At 61.2% G+C, this 22,437-nt stretch carries 17 protein-coding genes; 10 read left to right on the top strand and 7 right to left on the bottom strand.

Annotation, left to right across the window (positions count from 1 at the left end):
• The first annotated feature begins 163 nt into the window (after positions 1-163).
• From clpP to N688_RS19885, 3 genes are all read left to right on the top strand, one after another.
• Entirely contained in the window at positions 164-826 is a 663-nt protein-coding gene (gene clpP, locus N688_RS19895; protein ID WP_081839050.1) for an ATP-dependent Clp endopeptidase proteolytic subunit ClpP, read from the top strand.
• A gap of 252 nt (positions 827-1,078) precedes the next feature.
• Positions 1,079-2,080: an HAD family hydrolase gene (locus N688_RS19890; RefSeq protein WP_162179594.1), complete on the top strand. Its 1,002-nt coding sequence runs from the start codon at positions 1,079-1,081 to the stop codon at positions 2,078-2,080.
• The gene (locus N688_RS19885; RefSeq protein ID WP_052890910.1) at positions 2,077-2,805 is read left to right on the top strand and encodes a class I SAM-dependent methyltransferase; all 729 of its coding nucleotides are present in this window, start codon (positions 2,077-2,079) and stop codon (positions 2,803-2,805) included. Before N688_RS19890 ends, N688_RS19885 begins: the two co-directional genes overlap by 4 nt.
• A 45-nt stretch (positions 2,806-2,850) precedes the next feature.
• On the opposite strand, the gene N688_RS19880 is transcribed toward N688_RS19885, so the two are convergent.
• Positions 2,851-6,513: a type ISP restriction/modification enzyme gene (locus N688_RS19880; protein WP_052890909.1), complete on the bottom strand. Its 3,663-nt coding sequence runs from the start codon at positions 6,511-6,513 to the stop codon at positions 2,851-2,853.
• Positions 6,514-6,559: 46 nt separating this feature from the next.
• On the bottom strand, positions 6,560-6,871 hold the full coding sequence (locus N688_RS19875) for a helix-turn-helix domain-containing protein (protein ID WP_081839048.1): 312 nt from the start codon (positions 6,869-6,871) through the stop codon (positions 6,560-6,562).
• A 246-nt stretch (positions 6,872-7,117) separates the two neighbouring features.
• Here N688_RS19875 and N688_RS19870 point away from each other — a divergent pair, with 246 nt between their 5' ends.
• Positions 7,118-7,420 carry a hypothetical protein gene (locus N688_RS19870; RefSeq protein ID WP_052890907.1) on the top strand — a complete coding sequence of 101 codons (303 nt, stop codon included), beginning with the start codon at positions 7,118-7,120 and terminating at the stop codon, positions 7,418-7,420.
• A 176-nt stretch (positions 7,421-7,596) separates the two neighbouring features.
• Here N688_RS19870 and N688_RS19865 read toward each other — a convergent pair whose 3' ends face one another.
• Together N688_RS19865 and N688_RS23855 are read right to left on the bottom strand one after the other, a co-directional pair.
• A complete protein-coding gene (locus tag N688_RS19865) occupies positions 7,597-10,800 on the bottom strand; it encodes a type I restriction endonuclease (RefSeq protein ID WP_052890906.1) in 3,204 nt (1,067 codons plus the stop codon).
• A 416-nt stretch (positions 10,801-11,216) separates the two neighbouring features.
• A complete protein-coding gene (locus tag N688_RS23855) occupies positions 11,217-11,342 on the bottom strand; it encodes a hypothetical protein (protein ID WP_272945049.1) in 126 nt (41 codons plus the stop codon).
• Between the two features lie 565 nt (positions 11,343-11,907).
• Between N688_RS23855 and N688_RS19860 the strand changes: the two genes are divergently transcribed.
• Positions 11,908-13,854 carry an ABC transporter ATP-binding protein gene (locus N688_RS19860; RefSeq protein ID WP_052890905.1) on the top strand — a complete coding sequence of 649 codons (1,947 nt, stop codon included), beginning with the start codon at positions 11,908-11,910 and terminating at the stop codon, positions 13,852-13,854.
• A 120-nt stretch (positions 13,855-13,974) separates the two neighbouring features.
• On the opposite strand, the gene N688_RS19855 is transcribed toward N688_RS19860, so the two are convergent.
• Entirely contained in the window at positions 13,975-14,289 is a 315-nt protein-coding gene (locus tag N688_RS19855; RefSeq protein WP_052890904.1) for a GlsB/YeaQ/YmgE family stress response membrane protein, read from the bottom strand.
• A gap of 408 nt (positions 14,290-14,697) precedes the next feature.
• Positions 14,698-15,450 carry a 2-phosphosulfolactate phosphatase gene (locus tag N688_RS19850; protein WP_052890903.1) on the bottom strand — a complete coding sequence of 251 codons (753 nt, stop codon included), beginning with the start codon at positions 15,448-15,450 and terminating at the stop codon, positions 14,698-14,700.
• Between the two features lie 199 nt (positions 15,451-15,649).
• Between N688_RS19850 and N688_RS19845 the strand changes: the two genes are divergently transcribed.
• Entirely contained in the window at positions 15,650-17,338 is a 1,689-nt protein-coding gene (locus N688_RS19845) for an AMP-binding protein (protein ID WP_052890902.1), read from the top strand.
• Between the two features lie 117 nt (positions 17,339-17,455).
• Here N688_RS19845 and N688_RS19840 read toward each other — a convergent pair whose 3' ends face one another.
• The gene (locus N688_RS19840) at positions 17,456-18,148 is read right to left on the bottom strand and encodes a hypothetical protein (protein WP_052890901.1); all 693 of its coding nucleotides are present in this window, start codon (positions 18,146-18,148) and stop codon (positions 17,456-17,458) included.
• Between the two features lie 416 nt (positions 18,149-18,564).
• Between N688_RS19840 and N688_RS19835 the strand changes: the two genes are divergently transcribed.
• The 4 genes from N688_RS19835 (at position 18,565) to N688_RS19820 (ending at position 22,428) form a co-directional block, all read left to right on the top strand.
• Positions 18,565-19,293, top strand: coding sequence for a response regulator transcription factor (locus tag N688_RS19835; protein ID WP_052890900.1), 729 nt, complete (start codon positions 18,565-18,567; stop codon positions 19,291-19,293).
• A gap of 125 nt (positions 19,294-19,418) precedes the next feature.
• Positions 19,419-20,963, top strand: a complete 1,545-nt coding sequence (locus tag N688_RS19830) for a sensor histidine kinase (RefSeq protein WP_052890899.1) — start codon at positions 19,419-19,421, stop codon at positions 20,961-20,963.
• A 124-nt stretch (positions 20,964-21,087) separates the two neighbouring features.
• Positions 21,088-21,954 carry a sensor histidine kinase gene (locus N688_RS19825; protein WP_052890898.1) on the top strand — a complete coding sequence of 289 codons (867 nt, stop codon included), beginning with the start codon at positions 21,088-21,090 and terminating at the stop codon, positions 21,952-21,954.
• Positions 21,955-22,188: 234 nt separating this feature from the next.
• Positions 22,189-22,428, top strand: coding sequence for a hypothetical protein (locus N688_RS19820; RefSeq protein ID WP_202901976.1), 240 nt, complete (start codon positions 22,189-22,191; stop codon positions 22,426-22,428).
• Positions 22,429-22,437: the final 9 nt, after the last annotated feature.

Raw genomic sequence — 22,437 nt, 5'->3', positions numbered from 1 at the left:
CCAGATCTGAGCTGGTTTGGAGGGAGGCATCACGCTTGAGCGATTGGCCTGGCAAGTCAGTCATAAGCAGATAGAGTAGGAAGTGCAGAGCTCGGATATAAGAGCCGCTTCTTCTCAAGATATATTCAGGAACAAGAACTGACTGAGATCATAAGGAGCGAACATGGGAGCGGTATTCAACCCCCGGGACCCCAAGTGGATTAAGGAGTCCAGGGAATTTCTAGAGCCGCGAGGCGTCATCCCCGGTGTTGTGGAGTCGACTCCGCGCGGCGAACGCATGTGGGACATCTATTCGCGCCTGCTGAAGGAGCGCATCATTTTTGTCGGGACACCCATTAACGATCAGGTAGCCAATGTCACGGTGGCTCAGCTGCTCTACCTGCAGAGCGAGGATGCGACCAAGGACATCTACCTTTATATCAACTCTCCAGGTGGCAGCATCTATGCGGGTCTGGCGATTTACGACACCATGCAGTGGGTCAAGCCAGATGTCTCGACGGTCTGTGTGGGCATGGCCATGAGCATGGGGGCGGTCTTGCTGGCCGCTGGGACCAAGGGTAAGCGCTTCTGCCTGCCCAATTCGACGGTGCTGATCCATCAGCCGCTGGGTGGTGCTGAAGGCCAGGCTGCCGATATCGAAATCACGGCTCGCGAGATCCTGCGCCTGCGCCGCATCATTTATGAGATCCTCTCGCGTCACACCGGCCAGACGGTGGAGCGCATCATGCAGGACTCTGACCGCAACTACTACCTCTCTGCGCAGCAGGCGGTAGAGTACGGTCTCGCCGATGATGTCCTCTCCAAAGCTGAGGAGAGCGAGCGCTAGCTGAGGCGGGGAGCCGCCAAGGGCGGGCCGTCCTTTTTTGCCCCTGTCCGTTCATCGTTCCTGCCGTTGGATGCTATCTAGCTCTCTTGCTTGCTCTGCGAAGTGTTAGCTAGCAAACACTTCGCGGTGGCGGGTGAAGAGTCTCCTGGGCGCTATGACAAGAGAGCGCTCGGGCGAGCCTGCGAGGATGGCTACGACGGCGGGAAGGAGAGAGGCGGGGCGGCCCCTGCCCCCGCTCAAGGGAAGAGCGACTTGAGGTTATTGCTTGTGAAGGGACGCATCATTCGCTGCGTGCTCTTTGATCTTGGCGATACGCTCTGGTACCGGAAGGATCAAGAGACCTGGCGTCGCCTGGAGTTCGCGGCTAATTGCCAGGCGATCGCCCTCCTACGGACGCATCTGGAGTCGTGCAGCCTCCCAGATCAAGATGATTTGGCGCTGGGCCGGTCGTTGCGCGTCGCCTTTGATGCGCAGACGCGGGCGCGCATTCGACGTGATCCCAGCCATGAGCCAGATGGGGCCGAGATAGCGATGGAGACGCTGGCTCAACTGGGCTGGGGCCAGATCGATCGCCAGCTTGGGGCGGCCCTCTTTGAGGCGTTGCGCGTGCGCATTATCGATTCGCGCTTGCTCTACGATGATGCGCTCTCGACGCTGGCAGAGTTGCGCCGGCGTGGCTTCCTGCTTGGTGTGGTGACCAATCGCCTCTGGGGAGGTCCTCCTTTTCAAGAGGATTTGCGGGCCTTTGGCCTCTTTGAGTACTTCCCGCCCGCGACGATCGCTATTTCCGCCGATCTGGGGGTGCGCAAGCCCGACCCCGCGATTTTTCTGCATACGCTCCGGGCGCTCAATGTCTCTCCCTCTGAGGCGGCGATGGTCGGCGATTCGCTGCGCTCCGATATCGTCGGGGCCAAGCGCCTCGGTCTGCTGGCGATCTGGAAGCCGAAGCCGCGCGTACGTGAGGCGCTGCAGGCCCGGCTGGTGGCGCCTGGGGCGGCCAGTGCCAGCGCTACTTTCGGGCATCCAGAGTCCTTCTCTCCTCCCACGGTGGTGAGCGCGGCCAGCGATCTCCCGCCGGATCTGCCCCCGGGACTGCATGTGACCGATGATGATTATGTGCTCTCGACGGTGCAGGGGCCAGGGAGCGATCCGTTGGCTTTGCTGGCGAGCGACGTGGAGGAGTATAAGCCCGATCTGATGATCGAGCGTTTGAGCGATCTGCTGGAGATTTTTCCAAAGGCGGGTGAGCTGTGAGTGTGAGAGAGCGTCTGCGGCAGGTGCTTTTTGAGACGCTCTATCGCAATCGCTATCTCTATCGTTTTGCCAGCACGGTGCCTTTTGCGGGACAGTGGCGCGTCTGGCAGCGGCTGGTCTTGCCGCGCGTGGTGGGGCATGACGTGCTGGAGCTGGGCTGTGGTCTGGGCGATCTGCTGGCCGATCTCTGTGAGCAGGGCTATCGCTGCATGGCGGTTGAACGCTCGCCGGAGATGGTGGCGGCGGCGCGCGCAACCTTGCAGCGGCGCCGGGTTGGTCAGCCAGGTCAGGTGCTGCTCGGCGAGGCCCAGCATCTCCCCTTTGCTGATGCCTCCTTTGATACGGTGGTCAGTACTTTCCCCTCTGATTATATTTTTGATCCCGATACCATCGCTGAGGTGGCGCGCGTGCTGCGTCCGGGTGGGCGTCTGGTAGTGGTGGAGGGGGCCAATCTGCTCCCGGTCGGCCTGTTGCAGCCTGTGCTGTTGCTGGTCCATCTGCTGGTCTATGGCTTCTATCCGCGCTCTTCTTCTCTAGAAGAGCGCCATCGTGTGGTGCGAGTGGAGCGCGATGAGGCGACCGGGCTGACGACGGAGGAGCTGCCGGCGACGCCTTTCGGGCGGCGCATTCCGCTGGAGCGCTATGGACTGCGTCGTCGCGCAGAGCGGGTGCGCAGTCGGCGCTGGGAGGTTTATCTGACGATCGGCGAGAAGCCATCTGCCTGATCGTCGCCAGCCGCAGATTGGTGAGCGGGCTTCGCCGCTCTGGCTTCAGGCTGATGGAAAGGCGGCCTGCCAGTCCTCCGGGGTGACTGCCTGTTCGAGTTCTTCCGCCAGGGTCAGGGTTTGCAGGCTGACGGCCACAACCTGCTTGAGGAGGCGCACAATGTAGTCAGGGTCGTCGGGCCGGTTGGGATCAAGGACGATGCCGCTATGGGGGTCACGGCGGAGCTGGTACTGTTCCAGAACCCACTCCAGCGCTGAGCGACCGCCCAGCACGTAGCGGAAACAGTCCTCTGGGAGGTCGGCCAGGATGAGGCCGGGACTGACCTGGATGGTGCGCCGGTCGGGGCTGAGGCGCAGGCGCTCGATGCGGCGGTTGGCGCGGTAGCTGAAGCGCTCGTCTTCGATCTCGCGCAGCGGATAGGGATCAACCCGCTCGTAGTGGATGTGCAGGTCGAGAAGCTGCCGACCCAGGCTGACGGCGGCCCAGAAAGCTTCGTTGCGCTTGAGCAAGGGAATGCGTGGCAGCTCGTGCTTGAGCTGCTCGGCGTAGCGCTCGCGGTAGGCGGGATGGTGCAGGATGGCGTAGACGTAGTGGAAGAGGTCCCATTGGCTGACCTGGGGACCGTAGTGGCGCTGGAAGAGGGCCAGGGCGCCATCGGTGATGTTCTCCTGCCGGCTGCCGTCGTCAGCGTAGACATAGAAGGGGAAGCACTGGATCTTTTCGAAGGCCAGATCAAGATCGACGATGTGCCTGCTGGCCAGGCAGCCGAAGGGCTTGCGGTTGCCCGGGCCGGGGACGCAGATGAGGCGGTTCTCCTCTTCGCTGGCTGGGGTGGGGAAGTAGGAGGGCAGCAAGTGGGTGCTGTTATTTAGCATAGAGTCAAAGTAGAGGTACATCTTGGTAAAGGGGCGGTAGAGGCTGAGGCGGATGTGGCTTGGCTCGAAAGCGGCTGTCTTGCCGCGCTGGAGTGCCACTTTCAGGTCGCTGCTCCACTTGATCAAGCGTTCATCGCTGACCAGGAACTGATCAAGGGCGACGGAGTCATCTGGGCGCCGCTGCCAGCGTGCCAGCTCGCTATTGTAGGTCTCGATGAGGCGCTTCACCTTCTGCTCCAGAGCCTCGCACTGGAAATCGTAGACCCAAACGTCACGGTTGGTCTTCACTCCGCTTGAATAGGAGAGGAAGAGGACAGGGTCAGAGCTATAACCACGCTTACTCTCCCTAGTGCCCAGCGGCAAGAAGCTCCTCCACTCAGGGGCTGGCGCCCGTTCCAGCCAGTGCCGTGGTGTGGGTGGTTCTAGCCGCTGCCAGGGGATCTGCCCCATGCTGCGCTTCTCGCGCAGAAAGTTTAGCTTCTCCTCCTTGCGCCAGTCCTCGGGGACGCGGTAGTAGGCGAGGCGGCGCTCCTGCTGATGGGCCGCCCGAATCGCCAGAGTGATGCCAACGCCAACCTGGATGCCGAAGACGTTATGGGTCGTGCCCGAGAGGCGCGGATTGCGGCGGACGTTGCCATGCAGATCAAGATGGTAGATGTGGGTGAAGTCCTGGAGGAGGTGATGGCGCATGCCGTCGAAGGCAAACTGATCGATAAAAGAATTGTTAGAGACGAAGCAGACGATGCCGTCGCGACCCCGCAGGCGGTCGCTGGCCCAGCGGAAGAAGCGCACATAGGCATCGTAGAGCATGTTACGATTGGTGGCCTGGGAGTCGCGGACATAGGTCTCGCGGATGCGCTGGTCGAGGAGCTGGTAGGGGCGATTTGGGTTGTTCTCGTTCTCGCGCTTCTGGCCGACGTTGTAGGGCGGGTTGCCGATGATGACCATGATATCGGCCTCTTTCTCGCGCAAGACACGCTGCGTGTTCTCCTCGACGAAGTAGAGCCGCGGCTGCGTGACCAGCGTGCCGCCATTACTTTGGACGCGCTCGGCCAGCTCCAGCGTATCGACAAAGCAGATGCCCGGAAATGGCTCGTATTCCCCCATGCGCTCGTAGTAGGCGTGCTCGATGTTGAGCGAAGCGATGTAGTAGGGCAGCAGCATGATTTCATTGCAGAAGAGATCTTCTGTGTATTTCTGGCGCAAGGTGCTGCGGGGGAGGCGCTTCAGAATATTGACCACGTAGTTACCGGTGCCGGTGCAGGGATCGAGGATCTTAACGCCGGGCGTGGCCAGCGAGCAGCCAAACTCGCGCTGAAGGGCCTCGTCGACGCTGGCAACCATGAAGTCGACGATCTCCTGCGGGGTGTAGACGATGCCGTAGGTGTCGGCCTTTCTGACTGAGAACCCCTGGAAAAAGCGCTCGTAGACCGTGTTGAGGAAGCGCTGGCGCTCGGTCCAGTCGCGGATGCTGCGCGCCGCCTCCTCGATGGCCAGATAGAAGTGATCGAGCGAACGGAGGAATTCCTGACGGTTGAAAGCGCGGCTGGTCAGAGCGCGAATGACCTGCTCGATCTGGGCGGCGATGACGTTGCGGCTGACGAAATCGGGGTTGTCGAAGACGGTGCGGAAGAGGCGCTCGGTGAGCAGGTGCTGCACGAGCATTTCGGTGATTTCTGCCTGGCTGATCTGCGGGTTGAGGTTGCTGCGGCAAAGCGTGGTGAAGTCGTTGAGCGCCGCGATGAAGGCGCGGTTGTGGGTGGCTTCCTGCTGGATAATCTCCAGGAGGCGGGCCGCCAGCTCGGGAATGCGGTCTTGAAACTCCTCAACGGCGGCCTCGAAGCGGGCAATCTGCGGCTCGCTGTAGGTGAGAAAGCGGGTCAGGAGATCGCGCAGCTCGCTGTCGTCGTCCAGGTTGAAGAGGAGGCGCTGACCGTCCTGGTAGAGGATAGCCCGCCGGCTGTTCTCGAAGAGGGTATTGCGCAGGGGATAGCCGGCCTCGATTTTGCGCTGGACTTCGCGTTCGAGGTCGAGGTGAGGCGCCTTGGCCTCCCAGAGGCCACGAATGAAGAACTCGTTGACATCACGAAGCACGCCATCAGGTCGCAGGCCATTGGGTAGGGTCTGCTCCGGGATGAGCTTGAGATTGACAGCGCTGGCGGTCTCCTCTAGCAGGCGCTGAAAGGCGGTGCGCAGGGCCAGCTCATGAGTGGCGAAGCCCTCGTACGAGCGGAGCTGCTTGCGGTAGCGCTCGATGGCCCGCTTGAGTAAGGTGGGTGTGAGTGCGGCGGGCGTGCTGATCAGAACCTTGGTGGACACGGACGACGACCCCTTTCTGTGAGCGTGCTGTTGTGCTCTATTATACACGCGCTGGTCTTCCTGCTCCATGAGGTAGGCGATGACACGCCGCAGTCCCCCGACAACTTCGGCAAAGGCAGCGTCCTGGTTGGCCCAGGTCGAGATGGGCCGGGCATTAGCAGGGAGAACCTGCAGGTGGGCGAAAGGGGCGCCTTCCCAGACGACGGGCCGCAGCAGAATTGGTACGACCTGGGCCTGATCTCGCCGCTGACGCTCTAAAGCGCGCTGCATCTCAACGCCGTAGCAATAGTCAGAGGCCATAAAGGCAGGACTAACCAGCAGTAGGATAAGCTGAGCCTGCTCCAGTTGCTGGCGAATGACCCGCCGCCAGTCGCTGCCCGGCAAGAGGGCACCATCGTGCCAGGTGGCCAGCAAACCCTGACGCTGCAACAGAGCCAGGTGCTGCTCTAGCCGCTCCAGAAAGGGACGGTCTTCCCGCGCGTAGACATAGAAGAGCTTCACTGGCGTCGCCATCTGTACACTCCTCGCTGCTGCTCATGGGTCAGCTCAGATCGCGCTTCTACTGCTCCTCTTCTTCGTAATCTCGCTCTTCCTGGTCCACTTGTCTCTTTTCCTTCTCTTTCTGCTCCTCTGCAAGCTGCTCCAGGCGCTTCTGCCAGATCAAAGGCGCCGTCGGCTCGTAGTAGATCAGCTCGGCTGGCGTCACCCCCAAAGCCCAGCAGAGCTTGTCTAAGGTATCTGAGTCGACAATAGCGTGCGGGTCGCGAAAGATTTTTCGAACGGTTCGATAATCGACATCTGCTAGCTTCGCTAGCTTACTCATACTGATGTTCTTTTCTTCAGCTATCTCTCGTAATCGTAGGCGTATCATCCCAGTGCTCTGTAGCTATATCCTCAGAAGGAGTGTAGCAGCTTCCAAGACTTGACAGCAGTGACATCATGCTATACACTGTAGAGGTAAGCTCTATAGAGATAGCTATTAACGCTATCGCTATACACTAGCATTAAAATCATAGCATCGTTTGCTGTATAGCGGGTGAACAAAGCTGAGCCGGGCAGGGTCAGATTGAGAGGCTGAACCAGGCCGGGCCAGTGTCAGAGCAGGAAGGAGAACGCCATGTCTGGCCTTGAAGAATGGCATGAAGAGAAGCGTGATGGGCAGCGTGACCGTGAGCAGCCAGAAGCGAGCCAGGAGATCGGGCGCCTGAAGGAGCAGCTAGCGCACGAGTATGCGCAGGCGCTGCGGGCCGGCGAGCGCGATGCAGCCCCTTCCTACGAGACCTACGAGCGGCTAGCGGAAGTAGCGGGTGATCGCCAGGCCAGCCTCATCCTCAAAGAAGTCATCGAAGCTGTCGAGCGCCGCATCTATGGTCTCCTGCTACTAGAAGGACCGGCCCAGGGAAGCGAGCACACCCACTAAGCGCAGCCGAGGGAGGAACAGCAAGGCGAAAGGGGGAAAGCCGCCCGTCGCGCCTGCCAGGGTCGAGAGCAGGGCCCGGCTGGCGCGGCGAGCGGCTCAACCAGAGAGAGGAGGGGAAAGAACGTATCTGGAAAACCCCGACCGTCCGACTGGGTGACCGGCGTGGCTGGCCGCCGTCAGTGCGCTGCTGAAGGATTGGCCGGGCCACGCTGGTCTGGGGGACGCTGGTCGTCGTCCTCCGCTGGGCCTCTGGTTTTAGGCTGGGTGCCGCCAGAGCGCTGCCGTGGGTGTGGCCTGGCCTCTCCCTTGCCTGGCTCTTGCCTGCCGCTGGTAGGTGGCTCCAGCAAGGAGCGCACGAAAAGCAGCAGCTCGGCAGGATACTGCTCCCAGGGAGCCTGACCGCTCTCGTACTTGTGCTGCAGCTCTTGCAGGCGTGCCAGGGCCTCAGCGCAGCGTGGCTGATGGCTGCTCATAAGCTCCAGGTTCCAGGTCAGAAGGCTGCGCAGTTGCTCGGCCTTCAGCAGCGGCGTCCGGCTCTTTTTGAGCAGCGTCGCCAGGCGCGAGAAGCTCACACGCTGCAGATTGAGGCTGGTCAGCGAAGGCGGGCCGCTCTCTGTAGGCCCCGGCTGGCTCCCGTCCCCGTAACGTGCGCTCAGGCTTTCCTCGGCCAGCAGCCCGGCCTGAGCGCGTGGGCGATCGAGCAGCTCGTCCAGGCTACGGCAGCGCTGGGCGCGGCGCATAAGGCGGGCCACCAACCCCAGGGCCTTGACCGCTCCTGTGAAGCGAGGCGCCGCCTCGTCGGGTAGCAGAGCGGCATAGCGCGCCTCGACGCGCCTCACCTGAGCAAAGAGGGCCTGGCGCAGCTCGCTCCCCTTGAGCAGGCGATCAGCGGCCTGACGGACGGCCCCTTCGAGCCGCTGCTCCTCGCTGGCGGCCAGCAGCGCGCTGGTCTCGACGCCGTGGCGAGCACAAAAATCCAGTGTCTCCCCGAGCGTCTTCTCTAGCTCCGCCACCAGCTGACGCTTCTCTAGAATAGCGCTCATCTCGGCAGCGAGAGGTTCGAGAGGTTCGCGGCTGGTCCGGCGGCGGACGCTCCGCGACTGAGGGAGCGCCCGCTCAGCGAGCCGGACGTAGCGCTGTTGCAGCGCAGAGAGTGTCGGCCAGTGACCGATATAGTCGACTACCAGCCCACAGATCTTCTCTTCATCGTGCACACGATTCACGGCAGTCAGAGCGGCCAGCAGCATTGGACCTTGCAAAGGACGATCGAGATAGAGCGTTGCCAGTACCGGCGCGGCCAGGCTTGCCAGCCAGGGATCGCAGCTAAAGACCAGGCGGAGCGGATCATTCGCCTCGCGGAAGCGAGCGATCAGATCCTCCTGATGCAGGCGTTCGTGATGGGAACGGATCTCGATCGTCTCGCAGTAGACGTGGCCCTGCCTATCATTGAAGTCGGAGAAGCGGCGATAGTCATCGGGCGACGAAGAAACGAGCACGGCCATCTCCGTCGCCCGGTAGTAGGCCAGGTGCTCGTCAAGCAGAGCACGGCGGCGCCAGTCGAAAGTGTCATCCCGCTCCCGCTGCAGCCGGCGCAGCAGGCGCTCCCAGAAAGAGCGCACCCGGTTATAGAGGCGCACAGCGGTGATTTTATCGAGCGTGAGCACCAGAGCTTTGGCGCGATAGCCCCGGGCCATCCAATGCTCGACCAGATCGCGGGCCACCAGGTCGAGGCGCTCAGGATGAGTCAGCAGCGCATAGGGGGTGCGCAGCTGCTGAGCCAGCTCCTCCTGATACTCGCTACAAGGGCCGGCAGCCTCGGCGAGCTGCTGCATGGCCTCGGAGAAACCAGGTGGAGTCTGCGCACCCAGCAAGGCGCTCCGATCCTCGTAGTAAACTGGCAAAATAGCGCCATCGGCAAGCGCCTGAGCGCAGGAATAGCAACTGAGGTAGGGGCCGAAGAGGCTGCGCAGGGCCGGCTCCTGCTCCTCGCTGCCGGGAGTGGCCGTCAGGCCAAGAAAAGCCGCCGCCGGTAGCGCCTGGCGCATCCGCTGCAGTTGCTCCAGCGTGCAGGTCTGCAGCTCGTCGACCAGCACCAGCAGATCCGTGCGCAGCGAAAGCGGCTCAGCGCTTTCAAAAGCCGAAGGCAGAGCGCCATAGAGAGGAAGAAGGGCGGAACGACCCGGCTGCGAGCGATCCGGGGTTGGCTGCTCCAGCACGCGCTGCAGTTCGCCTGGAGTCGTCACCGGCACCAGGGCCGGTCTTGCCTCTCTTGCCAGCAGACCGCAGTCCGTCAGCGAGCGTACCAGCTGGCGCCACAGATCCTCGTGACCTGTCACCAGCAGGCACGTCGGCCTCGACCCCTGGCCCTGGCGCAAGACCTTCTGCAGGAGAAAGGCCAGCGTATAGCTCTTGCCGCTGCCATGCGCCTGCCAGAGCACTCCCAGGCGGCCCCGCAAAGCCCCAGCCTCGCGCAGACGGGCATAGGCCGCATTGACCGCCAAATACTGATGATTGCGTGCGACAACCTTACCGGGTCGTGGCTTCGTCAAGAAAAGCGTGAAGTGCTCGACAAGATCAAGCAGGCGCTTGGGGTGACAGGTAGCGTAGAGTGCTGCCTCTAGCGAGCAATCTTCCGGCTCGTCCTCGCCCTGGGCGCGCTTCCAGGGAGTCAACTGCGGCCAGAGGCTATCAATGCTGCCCACCCGGTTCAAAGGACCATTGGAGAGGAGCGCCAGGGCATTATACCACACCAGCTGTGGCAATTCGCTGCGATAACAATGGAGATAGTTCTGATAGAGCTGCTCAAGTGGTTCGACGCCGATGACGAACAGCAGAAGCGGAAGGCCGTTGACGAAGCCAACCAGGGGAAGGCAGTGCTGACCACAGCGCCCCTGCACCCAATAGTTCGAGATCAGGCGCCAGTCGTTTGCCGCAGGATGTTGCCAATCGATGAGGCGCAGGGTCGGCACTTCACCACCCTCCCTACTCAGCGCCGAAGCTGAGGCCAGGCCGTTGGAGCGCCGCCGGCCTGGCTGGGCTTTAGCAAGGGCAGTTGACTGCCCCTCGTCGCTCAGGGCTACCCCCTCGCGCAGCAGATGATGGATTTCGCGATTCGCAGCCAGCGGATGCAGCGCACTGCGATCGCGTGTCAGGAGAGCGCAGAGGTGGGCAATCTGCTCCGCGCTGGCCTCGGGATTCAAACGCTGCAGAGCCGCACGAAGAGGCTCAAGCAACACCACCTCCTCGGCGCTGCCGCGCCCGGTAATAGCGTAATGGCCTGCCCCCTCGGCTGAAGCATCCTGATAGAGATATCCCATCTGCTCCAGAGCATGAATGGCCCGAGAAACCACAATGTTTTTGATGGTTTGTGGAAACTCCATGATATGACCTTCTTTTACCAGCGCATCCTTCCTCTCACCCTGCATACATGGATAGGAGCGGTGCTGCTGGCTGTGAACTGGGCGCAACGCTCGGGCGTCTGAGGCGCCAGATTCGCCCTTCCCCTCCGCAGGAGGAGAGAGGTACAAGCTGAGCTGAGACATTGGGAAAGCGCTCAAACGCTGAACCCAACGCCTGGGCCGGCCCAAGGCTGCCCTCAGCTGAGAGCAAATCATCCAACCACAACCCCGGCTTGGTGCAAGCGGGGAACAACAATGCATCAAAGTAATCAATGCAAAAAATTGCGTTCATAAATGAGATGGCCAGGTCTGGCTACCTGCCGAAAAGACCAGGAAAAAGCCCGATTGCTGGGCCTGGAGATAGATTCTGGCTCTGGTCCTCCCTCTGGCCGCCTTCTCTACTGCCGCTCTTGGGAAGCGGCCAGCTCTCTGACCCAGAGCCGCCGATCAGGCTGCTGCACAACGCTGCAGCTCTGACCGACCCGCGCCAGTTTCAGCGCGGCGCGGGCCATCTCGACATACATCAGGGGTCGCTTCCCTCCTCGCCATATACCACGTCCTTCCTTCTGCCACTGCTGGTGCCTCTGCTCCTACCCGTCTGCCTGTCTCTGATCAGTGGGCGAGCAGCGGCTCACGCCTTTGTTCCCGTCGGGATCTTCCTTGCTTGTGCTAAGGAGCAACAGGCAGCCAGGGCGAGGCGGTCATGGCAAGCAGGCACTGATCAGAGGAAGCGGGCCGTCTCGTCCTGGCCAGCCTTCATGTTGCTACTATATAGACGAACCTGGCACGATTCTATCAAACAAAAGGAGGGTATCAAGAAAACAAAAGGACCTTTTATCAGGTCCTTTTGTTAGCTTGTGTAATGATACACAAGATAAGCAACAGCATTGCAAACTCAAACAAGGCAACAGAGACTGGCCGTCCAGACAAACAGAACTGTTCTCCTGACCAGTGTCGGTGCTCTGGCCCTGTGCTATACTCTCCCAATGCAGCAAGGTGGCGGGTGGGGAGCGATGCAAGGCGGGGGCAGGCTGCCTATTCTCAGCACACCACTTCGACCAGAGGAGCAAACAAGGAGCAGCGACAACGATGGCAGCACACGGTCACAGCATGGACGGAGGTCTGCAGACCTATCTTGACGAGCAGCGGCGCACAGGGCGCAAGACCGATCGGCGAACGCTCGGTCGAGTCATCGCGGCCTTCCGGCCTTATCGAGGGCAAGTGGCCCTCATGCTCATAGCCATTATCCTGACGACCCTGCTGGGATTGATCAACCCCCTGATGATCCGCTTCATCTTTGATGATGCCATAGGCAAGCGTGACCTCACGCTGCTCATCATCTTCGTCAGCATCATGCTCATCACCCCTGTTGTCAGCGGAGTCATCGGCGTAGGCCAGAGCTATCTCAGCAACCTGGTTGGGCAGCGCGTCATGCGTGACTTTCGCAACCGCCTCTATGCTCATCTGCAGCAGATGTCGCTGCGCTTCTTCACGGCCACCCGCACTGGAGAAATTCAGTCGCGGCTTGCCAACGACGTCGGCGGCGTAGAAAACGTCGTCACGGGCACTGCCACCAGCATCGTTGCCAACATCTCCACGGCCCTCTCAACCATCATTGCTATGGCCATCATCAGCCCGTTGCTGACCATCATCTCGCTGGGGCTACTGCCGCTCTTCCTCTGGATCACCTACAAAGTCGGCAACGTCCGCCGCCTGACGAGTAAAGAGACGCAGAAGAGCATGGCCTCCCTCAGTGCCCTCATGCAAGAGACCCTCTCTGTCAGCGGCATCCTGCTCATCAAGACCTTTGGCCGGCAGAAGCTGGCCCAGCAGCGCTTTGAAGAGGAGAACCAGCGTCTTTCCGACCTGGAAATTCGCCAGCAAATGATCGGGCGCTGGTTTTTCATGTTCGTCGGCACCTTCTTCTCGATCACCCCGGCGGTCGTCTACCTGGTAGCCGGCTTGCAAGCCATTTTCGACCCACGGCAGGCCATTACCCTGGGAGCCATCGTCGCCTTCACCACCCTACAGAGCCGACTCTTTTTCCCAGTTGGCCAGCTGCTCAACATTCAAGTAGACATCCAGGGCGCTCTGGCCCTCTTCGATCGTATCTTCGAGTATCTCGATCTGCCGATCGAAATAGCAGACCGGCCCGATGCCCTCCGGCTCAAGCCCGAGGAGGTGCGGGGCGCCATCAGCTTTGAAAACGTCTCCTTCAGCTACCGCAAGGAAGAAGCGCCGTGGGAGACAGCCGGAGCCGAACCAGGAGAGGCAAACGAGAAGCGCAACGGTAGCGTGGCCTCGCTGGCTGCAGAGACGAACCTCGCCGAGGAGCGTCCGGCGCTCAGCCATATCTCCTTCACTATCGAGCCGGGGCAGCTGGTGGCCCTCGTAGGGCCAAGCGGAGCCGGCAAGACCACTATCACCTATCTGCTGGCCCGTCTCTACGATGTGGACGAAGGCAGCGTCCGCATCGATGGCCACGATGTGCGCACCATTGCCCAGCAATCCCTGAGCGAACTGATCGGCATGGTCACCCAGGAGACCTACCTCTTCAATGCCACCATTCGCGAAAACCTGCTCTATGCGCGGCCCGAAGCCAGCGAAGAAGAGATGATCGCTGCCGCCAGGGCGGCAGCCATTCACGATCGCATCATGGAGCTAGAGGATGGCTACGACACCCTGGTCGGAGAGCGCGGCTACAAGCTCTCTGGCGGTGAGAAGCAGCGCATCGCCATTGCGCGCGTCATCCTCAAAGATCCACGCATCTTGATCCTGGACGAAGCCACCAGTGCCCTCGACACCCACTCCGAGCGCCTCATTCAGGCCGCCCTGGAGCCGCTCATGCACCGGCGCACCACGCTGGCCATTGCGCATCGGCTCTCGACCATCCTCTCCGCCGACACCATTCTCGTCCTGGATCGAGGAGAGATTGTCGAGCGCGGCACCCATCAAGAGCTGCTACAGCGTCAGGGACTCTACGCCCGCCTCTACGCCGAGCAGTTTCAGCGCACAGCCGAGGAGCAGACCATCTGAGCGAGATCAGTCTCTCAAGAAAAAAAGCGGGCTAGCATCTGTGGCTAGCCCGCAGAAGAGAGACTGTTGTGCCTCGACCTGGAAGTCTGCCGAGGCAAGGAGACGAAGAGCAAGAGGCCATTAGACGGTGGGGCGCTTGCCACCAAGGCCCCGTCCGCCAGTCACGGCCTTGACAATGACCAGCAGAATAATCGCGCCTAGTAGAGCGGTGACAAATGTCCAGAAGATGCCACTGACCGTAATGCCGAGGGCGCCCAGAATGGCACCGCCCAGAAGACCGCCAATGATGCCGACGATAATGTTGCCCAGGATGCCGAGCTGATCGCCCTGCACCAGGCGGTCGGCGATCGCCCCAGCTAAGCCACCGATGATGATCCAGACAATCCAGGCCCATAGCGTGCCCAGCACGCTCGCCAGAACAAAACCCGTTACCATATGTAATTTCTCCTCCTCTCGCTAAAGCTACCTTGTAGGCAATAACGAGGATGTTTCCTCTACCGTTGAAGATACTCCGATCGCTGTTGAGTCTCTACCGATATCACCTTTTACACGGATCAAGTCCCGAGAGAGTGTCAGCCGGCCTCAGAGGGCTGAAGCGAGAGAGAGGGGGGGGTGGTAAGGCTTCGGAAGCGGTGAGAAGTGGCTTGAGCGAGTGCCAGAAGCCTAAGCCGAGGGAGTAGGCAGGGAGCGACCTCAGTAGAAGTACTGGTTTCCCACAGGACCCCGGGCCGCCATTCGGCCTGCCCCATGCCTGGGCAGATGAGGCCAGAGAGCGACCCGGAGTGGGAGACCGCTGGGAGAGCGGAGCCTGCTGCTGCCGTTTCACCCAGCGGGGGAGAGGTCTCAGAGAGAGAGCGGCTCAAGGATCAGCAGGCCCGTTTCCTCCTCACGACCGGAGACTGCTGGCACGACCATGCTCTGATCGATCTCCACGCAGAAAGGAGGATCATCGATCACACCGGCCTTCACGACCGTCAAAGCCGACTCGCTGTGCTCCAGCAGGCGTGGCGGCTTATAGGTCTCATAGATGGCGATGGCGGCCAGAACACTGCCGTGAGGGTGCAGAGCGTGGCCGGCCAGGCGCAGCAGCTCGGCGGCCAGGTAGCCAGCACAGACCGCATCATCAAGAGCAAAATAACCGAACTCGCCTGCGCAGACCAGAGCAATATCGCGATCGTGGGAGCGAGCCAGCCGCAGAGCCGCCGAAGTCACCGCATGAGCATTTCGAAAACAGCCAGCCAAGCGAATCGTCTCAGGCGGGCAGGCATGGAAAGCACGAGTACCATTCGTCGTCGTCAAAATCAGCTCGCGACCCGCCAGATCCAATTGAGCGAACTCGCGCGGCGAATTCCCATAATCGAAGCCGGGAATGCGGCGCACATTGCGCTCGCCGCAGAGGGCGCGACCGGGGCGGTAAGCGGCGCCGGCCTGCGCCTGTTCAATCGACTCAGCCACCAACACGCGCCTGGCTCCGCGCTCCAACATCACTGTCATCGTCGTCGTTGCGCGAATCAGATCGATCACAATATAGACATCGCCGGCCTGGGCCCGCTCGGGCAAAATCGCCTGGGGAGTAAAAAAGACAAAGAGTTGCAAAGTGCCTCCTGGTTATCGCTGACTGATACGCCAGATGAAGAGGCTAGGGATCAGCCCCATCAATACAGATCAGGTTTTATTATATCCGCTCGCCGGACGTATGGTATCATAGGAAAAGAGAGCACAAGCGTTTCGCACTAGCCCACGCCTCTGACAACGCCGTCAGAGGAGCGCTCTACAGCACAAAGGAGGCTTCACAATGACCGTCTCGCGAACCCCCAACATGGTCGACTACGAAGTCGAGCGGCGTGCCTTCCACATCGATGTCCCCGAGTATTTCAACTTCGCCGTCGACATCATTGGCAAATGGGCGCAAGATCCCCGGAAAATTGCCGTCCACTGGCTCGGTCAGCAGGGAGAAGAGCGGCAGATCACCTTTGCCGAATTTGCCGAGCGCTCCAGTCGGGCCGCCAACGCCTTTGCCGCCCTTGGCCTCAAAAAAGGCGATCGCGTGTTGGTCATGCTGCCGCGCCTGCCCGAATGGTGGGAAAGTGTGCTGGGCCTGATGAAGCTTGGTGTCATCTTTATTCCCTGCACCACGCTGCTCACCAGCAAAGATCTCCAATATCGCGCCGAAGTAGCCGAAGCCCAGGGCCTGATCACCGACCGCGAAGGGGCAGAGAAATTTGATCAGGTACGAGGGCAGTGTCCCACCGTCAAGCAGGCCATCCTAGTCGATGGCGAGGCTCGTCCCGGCTGGACCAGCTATCGCGAAATCGTAGCGGCAGCCTCTCCCGATTTCAGCGGTCCCAAAACGCGCAGCGACGACCCCTGTCTGGTCTACTTCACCTCGGGCACTGTCGGCTATCCCAAGATGGTTCTGCACACCCAGGCCAGCTACCCGCTCGGCCACACCATCACCGGCAAATACTGGCTCGACCTGCATGAGGACGACCTGCTCTGGAACCTCAGTGAAACCGGCTGGGCCAAATGGGCCTGGAGCAACTTCTTTGGTCCCTGGGTCATGGGCACTGCTGTCTTCGTCCAGGACGCCCGTGGCAAATTCAATCCCCTGGAGACCCTGGAGCTGCTCCATCGCTACCCGATCACCGTCCTTTGTGCTCCACCCACCGCTTACCGCATGCTGGTCCTGGAGGAGCCGCTCACCTATCTCAAGGAGCACTCACCCCGCGCCCTGCGCCACTGCGTCGGAGCGGGCGAGCCATTGAACCCCGAGGTCATTCGTCAATGGCAGGAAGCGACCGGCATGACCATCCGCGACGGCTACGGACAGACCGAGACCGTCCTGCTCTGCGGCAACTTTCCGCCCTTGGAGGTCAGACCTGGTTCGATGGGCAAGCCCTCGCCTGGCTTCGACGTGGCCGTCATCGATCACGAAGGCAACGAGCTGCCTCCTGGTGCTGAAGGTGATATCGCCGTGCGTATCAAGCCCGAGCGCCCGCGCTGGCTCTTCCAGGAGTACTGGCGCAATCCCGAAGCAACCGCGGCCTCCATCCGCGGCGACTGGTACATCACCGGCGACCGCGCCTATCGCGACGAAGACGGCTATCTCTGGTTTGTGGGCAGAGCCGACGACGTCATCATCAGCGCCGGCTATCGCATTGGGCCATTCGAAGTTGAAAGCGCTCTCAAGGAGCATCCTGCTGTCGCTGAGTCTGCAGTCGTTGGCAGCCCTGATGAGGTCCGAGGGCAGATCGTCAAAGCCTTTGTCGTGCTCGCTCCGGGCTACAGCCCCTCGCCCGAGCTGGCCAGCGAGCTGCAGGAGCATGTCCGCCGCGTCACCGCGCCCTACAAGTATCCGCGCGAGATCGAATTTGTCGAGACGCTCCCCAAGACCATTTCCGGCAAGATCCGCCGCGTCGAGCTACGCGAACTGGAGCGTCGTCGCAAGCTTGACCAGAGTGGCCAGTCAGGAGCCTCCTCCTAGCAGGCAGCACAAAAGGGGTCGGGCCAGCAGATCTGAGGACCTGCGCCCGACCCCTCCTGTCTGCTGGCAGCGCCAGCATTATGACGCGATCAGACCATGAGACAGGAAAGGAGGAAACTAGAGCGTACCAGACTTAAAGTGGCGGTTGACCAGCCGGGTAATCAGCACCGGGTGCTTCTGCAGGTACTGCTTGATAGCGCTCGCCTGCTGCTGGGTAATGGTGCCGGCCTGGGCCGCGCGATCCAGCTCATGCTCGATGGCATTGAGGACAATCGTATGGAGCTGGCTGGCCGAAATGTGCTGGGCATCAGCAATCTGCTTGAGCGTCTTGCCTGCCTGCAGCTGCGCTTTGAGCTGATCAGCACTCAGATGCAGACCCTGAGCGATCTGGTTCTCCAGATCGGGCAGGTAAGGCTTCAGCTGCTGGCGGATGGCGAGCCGCGTCGCGCCTTTGAGCACGCCGCTGCAGCCCGGATGAGCGGCCAGACGCTGCTTGATGGCCGTGGCCTCGCTCTGCGTCAGCTTGCCATCCTTGACCATCTGGTCAAGAACATCGCTGAGGGCAGCGGTGCTATCCTGGCGCAGCGTCGCGACCGAAACATGCAGACGGTTCGCCAGATCCTTGAGCCACTGCTGACAATAGGCTCCGGTCTTGCTGGTCGCAGCCGGCGTCGCCGTTGCCTGCGGACTGCCGCTCTGGCCGGTCGCGCTGGCCAGCAGCGGCCTGGCAAAGAGGGCGCCGAAAACCATACACAGCAGCAAGAGCAAAGCGCCACCGCCGATCAAGAACGCCTTTTTCATATGCTTCATAGCGACATCGCTCCTTTTTCTTCTCGCTCTTTCAAGAGTAGATCCTTTAACAGAGTTCTCCTGAGCACAAACAAGACAGACATGCTCAGCGCATAGGGCACTGAGGAAGGGAGCGAGCGCCATCCACTTTCTCTGACATCCGCTCGCTCTCCCTGGCGCTAAGTATCATAGCGCTCAGAAATAAAGAAGTCCTCAATGAGAAGCTCAAGATTTGCTCAAGATTGGCAGCGAGGAAGGGAACTGCCAGCTCAAGGGCCGGCTGGCAGGAAGAGCGTATGATACTATTATCTAACGGACAGGAGGTCGCGCGTTCCGGCGCGTCGCCGACCCGGGCGCTCCCGGTCCGTTCCCCTGGGTGGGGCAAACCGGGTGGGAGCGAGGCGGCCAGCTGAGAGCGGAGCGCGCAGCAGCGAGCAATGGCACAGAAAATCCTCATCATAGAAGACGAAGAGGGTATCATCCATTTACTGAATCTGTACCTCAAAGATGCGGGCTACAGTGTCGTCGCGGCCCACGATGCAGCGGATGGGTTGGCCCTCCACGCCCGCGAGAAGCCCGACCTGGTCATTCTCGACATCATGCTGCCGGGGCTGGACGGCTTCGAAGTCTGCCGTCGCATTCGTTCCTGGTCCTCGACGCCTATTCTCATCCTGACGGCCCGTGGTGACGAAGACGATCGCATTCGGGGCCTGGACCTCGGAGCCGACGATTATCTGGTCAAGCCCTTCAGCCCGCGTGAGCTGGTCAGTCGTGTGCGGGCCATCCTGCGTCGCACCAGCGGAGGCGGTGGCGAGGGCAATGGTGGTCAGGAGAAGCGCGAAAGCGAAGTGCTGCGCTTTCCTGGTCTGACCATTGATCTGCCTGCGCGACGCGTTGAAGTTGACGGGCGCGAAGTCGCCCTCACGCCGACCGAGTTCGACCTGCTGGCCCTGCTGGCGCGCTCGCCCGATCGCGTCTTTACCCGCGAGGTGCTCATGAACAAAGTCTGGGGCTACGACTACCTGGGGGATGGTCACATCATCGACGTCCACATCAGCGCCCTCCGCAAGAAGATCGAAACCAATGCTGAGAGGCGCTACATCAAGACCGTCTGGCGTGTGGGCTACAAATTTGACGCTGCTGGCGCTCTCAAAGGAGCACGCTAGACACCTGCGCCACTGACCCGCTAATGGCAAGTCGCAGTAAGCGGAAAAGGCTGCACTGACAGGGTCAGTCAGACGGTGCGTGGTGAGAGGTAACTCGCGTAAGTGAGAGGAAGGGAGCGAGAACGATGCGTACGCACTGGTGGCACAGCATTCGCTGGAGGCTGGCGCTCGGCTCGATGCTTGTTGCGCTGCTAGCAACTGCCCTGCTGGCGCTTATCATTTTGTTGTCCGTGGCCTACTTCTATGGTCTGGACCAGCGCCAACAACTGACCGACCTGGCCAGCAGCAGTGCCCGGCGTATTGGCAGCGACATGCTGGCCCATCAGCGCACCCTGGCGGAGGCTGCCAGCGATGTCCTGGCTCCCATCGTACGCGGCGCTCAGGGACAGGACTCCCTGGTCATTGTCTATGCCTATCTCCCGCGAGCGACCACCCATCTGCAGCCAGTCTATCCGGCCCTCATCCGCGGGCGGCCCACCCTGGCCACCGTGCTGGTGGCCTCGACCGATCCAGATCTCAAGATCAACTATGCCCGGGTGCGCGCGGCCCTCACCCAGGGCACGCATGGACAGCAGACCGTCGCCGACATAGGCGATGGGGGTCCTCCAGGCTCGGCCCGTCCTTTCGTGGTCATGCCCATCTTCTACGGGGGAGACTCCCAAAGCGGTCCAGTCGTTGGTGTCCTCTTTCTCACCTCGCGCTACGCCCTGGAGGGCACCATGCCCCCGCTGGTGGCCACCCTGAGTCGCTCCGTCCTCATCGCCTCCATCGCCGTTGCCCTCATTGCCGCCCTGGCGGCGATCCTCTTCTCACGCACCATCACGCGCCCGCTGGCCAAACTAACCCGTGCCACGCGACAACTGGCCAGCGGCCACTACGAGGTACGTGTCCAGACCGAGGCCAAAGGTGAACTGGGTGAGCTGGCCCACAACTTCAACGAGATGGCTGTCCAACTGCAGCGCGACGTCGAGGAGCTGCGCAAGCAAGAGCTGTGGAGGCGCGAACTCATCATGAACATCACCCATGATCTGGCCACGCCCCTGACGGCCATTGCCGGCCTCGGCGAATCGCTCGTCGATGGGGTCAACCGCAGTCGCGAGGACTACGAGGCCACCGGTCGCATCATCGTGCGCGAAACCTTGCGCCTGCGTCGCCTTGTCAGAGACCTGCACATGATGGCCAAGATGGAGGCCGGCGCCCTGCAGCTGCAACGCAAACCCGTGCGTCTGGCCGTCCTGGTTGATGAAGTGCTGGCCGTTCTGGCGCCCGAATTTGAACGTGCCAATGTCGAACCCTGCAACACCATCGACTACAACCTGCCGCCAATCCAGGCCGATCCCGATATGCTGACGCGCGTCTTCTCCAACCTCTGCGACAATGCCCTGCGCCATACTCCACCGGGCGGCATGGTCGTCATCGACGCCGTGCAGCAGGAGCGACAAATGGTTGTAGCGGTCACCGATACCGGTAGCGGTATTCCCACCCAGGCCCTGCCGCGCATCTTTGACCGCTTCTATCGCGCCGATGAGGCCCGCCGCGGCGACACTGGGGGCAGCGGCCTGGGTCTGGCCATTGTCCGCGCCATCGTCGAAGCCCACGGCGGCAGGATCTGGGCCGAGAACGTGCCCGGAGCCGGCGCCCGTATCCTCTTCACCTTGCCTTTGCTATAATAACCGCAATGGCCTGGCGCCGCTGCCTGAAAGCGCCTGGTCGCCAATTCTATCGTAGGAACATCTACAGCAAGCCAAAACTCTCACACCCTATTTTAGCTGAAAGACGAGAGTGGAAGCGATCATGAGCAATGAGCGAGACAGCGCCGCGCCAGACGATCTCTTCAAAGATGGCGAGCGCAGGAAGCTCCAGAGTGGACAGGAGCGCAAAAAGGGTGACGGTCTCTCATTGAGCGATTTGCCCCTCGCGCGCATTGCCCACGAGCTGCGGGCACCCTTGAACCGCATCAACGGCTTTCTCGATCTGCTTCTCACTGCTGAAGCGAGTGCTTTCCAGAGGAGCGCGGCCCCGGGCAGCTCAGAACTCTCCCAAGAGGCGCGCGACTACCTCCAGCGCGCGCGCGCCAGCAGTGAGCAACTCTATCTCTCGCTAGAGAACCTCCTCTGTTGGCTAAGAGCCAGCAGTGGCCAGCTACGCCTGAGCAGCAATGTTGTTGCCCTGGAAGAGCTGGTAGAGAGCGCCGTCGAAGAACTGGAGTATAGCGCACGGCTGCGCCAGCTGCGGCTAGAGAAGAGCCTTGCTCAGGAGCTACTGATGCACTACCGGACGATACGGACCGACAGCCAGCGCGCGCGCCAGATTCTGCGCAACCTGCTGGCCAATGCCCTCGCCTATACCCCAGTTGGAGGGCAGGTCAGCCTGGAGGCGACGGCTGTCACCCTGCCCACTGGCCTGACGGGCCTGACCATTAGCATCGCCGATAGCGGCGTGGGTATCCGGCCCGAAGCCTTGCCCCACATCTTCGAGCCGTTCTATCGAGCCGAGCCGCCCGCTGGCAGCGAGCAACTTCTGGAGGGCAGCAGTGCTGGTCTGGGACTGGGCCTAAGCGTCGCGCGCCTCCTGGTCGAACAGCTCGGCGGGACGATCGCGGTGCAATCTACACCTGGGAGGGGTACCACCGTCAGCGTCACTCTGCCCACGCTGACATGAAAAAGTACAGTCATGCAGCCCTTGACTCAGGTTGGTAAAGCATGCTATCCTGATTCTAACCTGTATCAGGCTCCTGTTCTTTGCCCCGGGGTCAGATCAGGAAGGGCTGAGGCAGCGCGCTGGAGGAGGTGCAAGGGCGAGGAAAAGCAAAGAAAGGTAGGCCAATGCAGGTGAGCTCGGTTTGTCTAGTGTGCTTGCTTGTCTGTGAAACAGAGAAGGAGTTTAGCTTTGGGAATGCTACGGGTAATGTCCCGTCGCGGCGACGATCGGATCTCCTGGGATCTGCAGAAGGTTGAGTCCAGTGATCCCGAAGCTCTGGCCGCTGTGCGCGAGGCCGAACGTATCTTTCGCGAGGAGCGTATGCGTGGTGCCACGGCCTTTAAGGTCGAGCCAGGCAAGCCAGCGCAGCGCATCGATGAGTTTGATCGAACAGCCGAGCAGATCGTGATGGTGCCGCGCGTCGTAGGAGGCTAACCGGCGCAA

It is taken from the genome of Thermogemmatispora carboxidivorans (assembly GCF_000702505.1).
Taxonomy (GTDB): domain Bacteria; phylum Chloroflexota; class Ktedonobacteria; order Ktedonobacterales; family Ktedonobacteraceae; genus Thermogemmatispora; species Thermogemmatispora carboxidivorans.
Note: the sequence above shows the minus strand (reverse complement) of the source record. Positions and strands in the feature narration are given on the sequence as shown.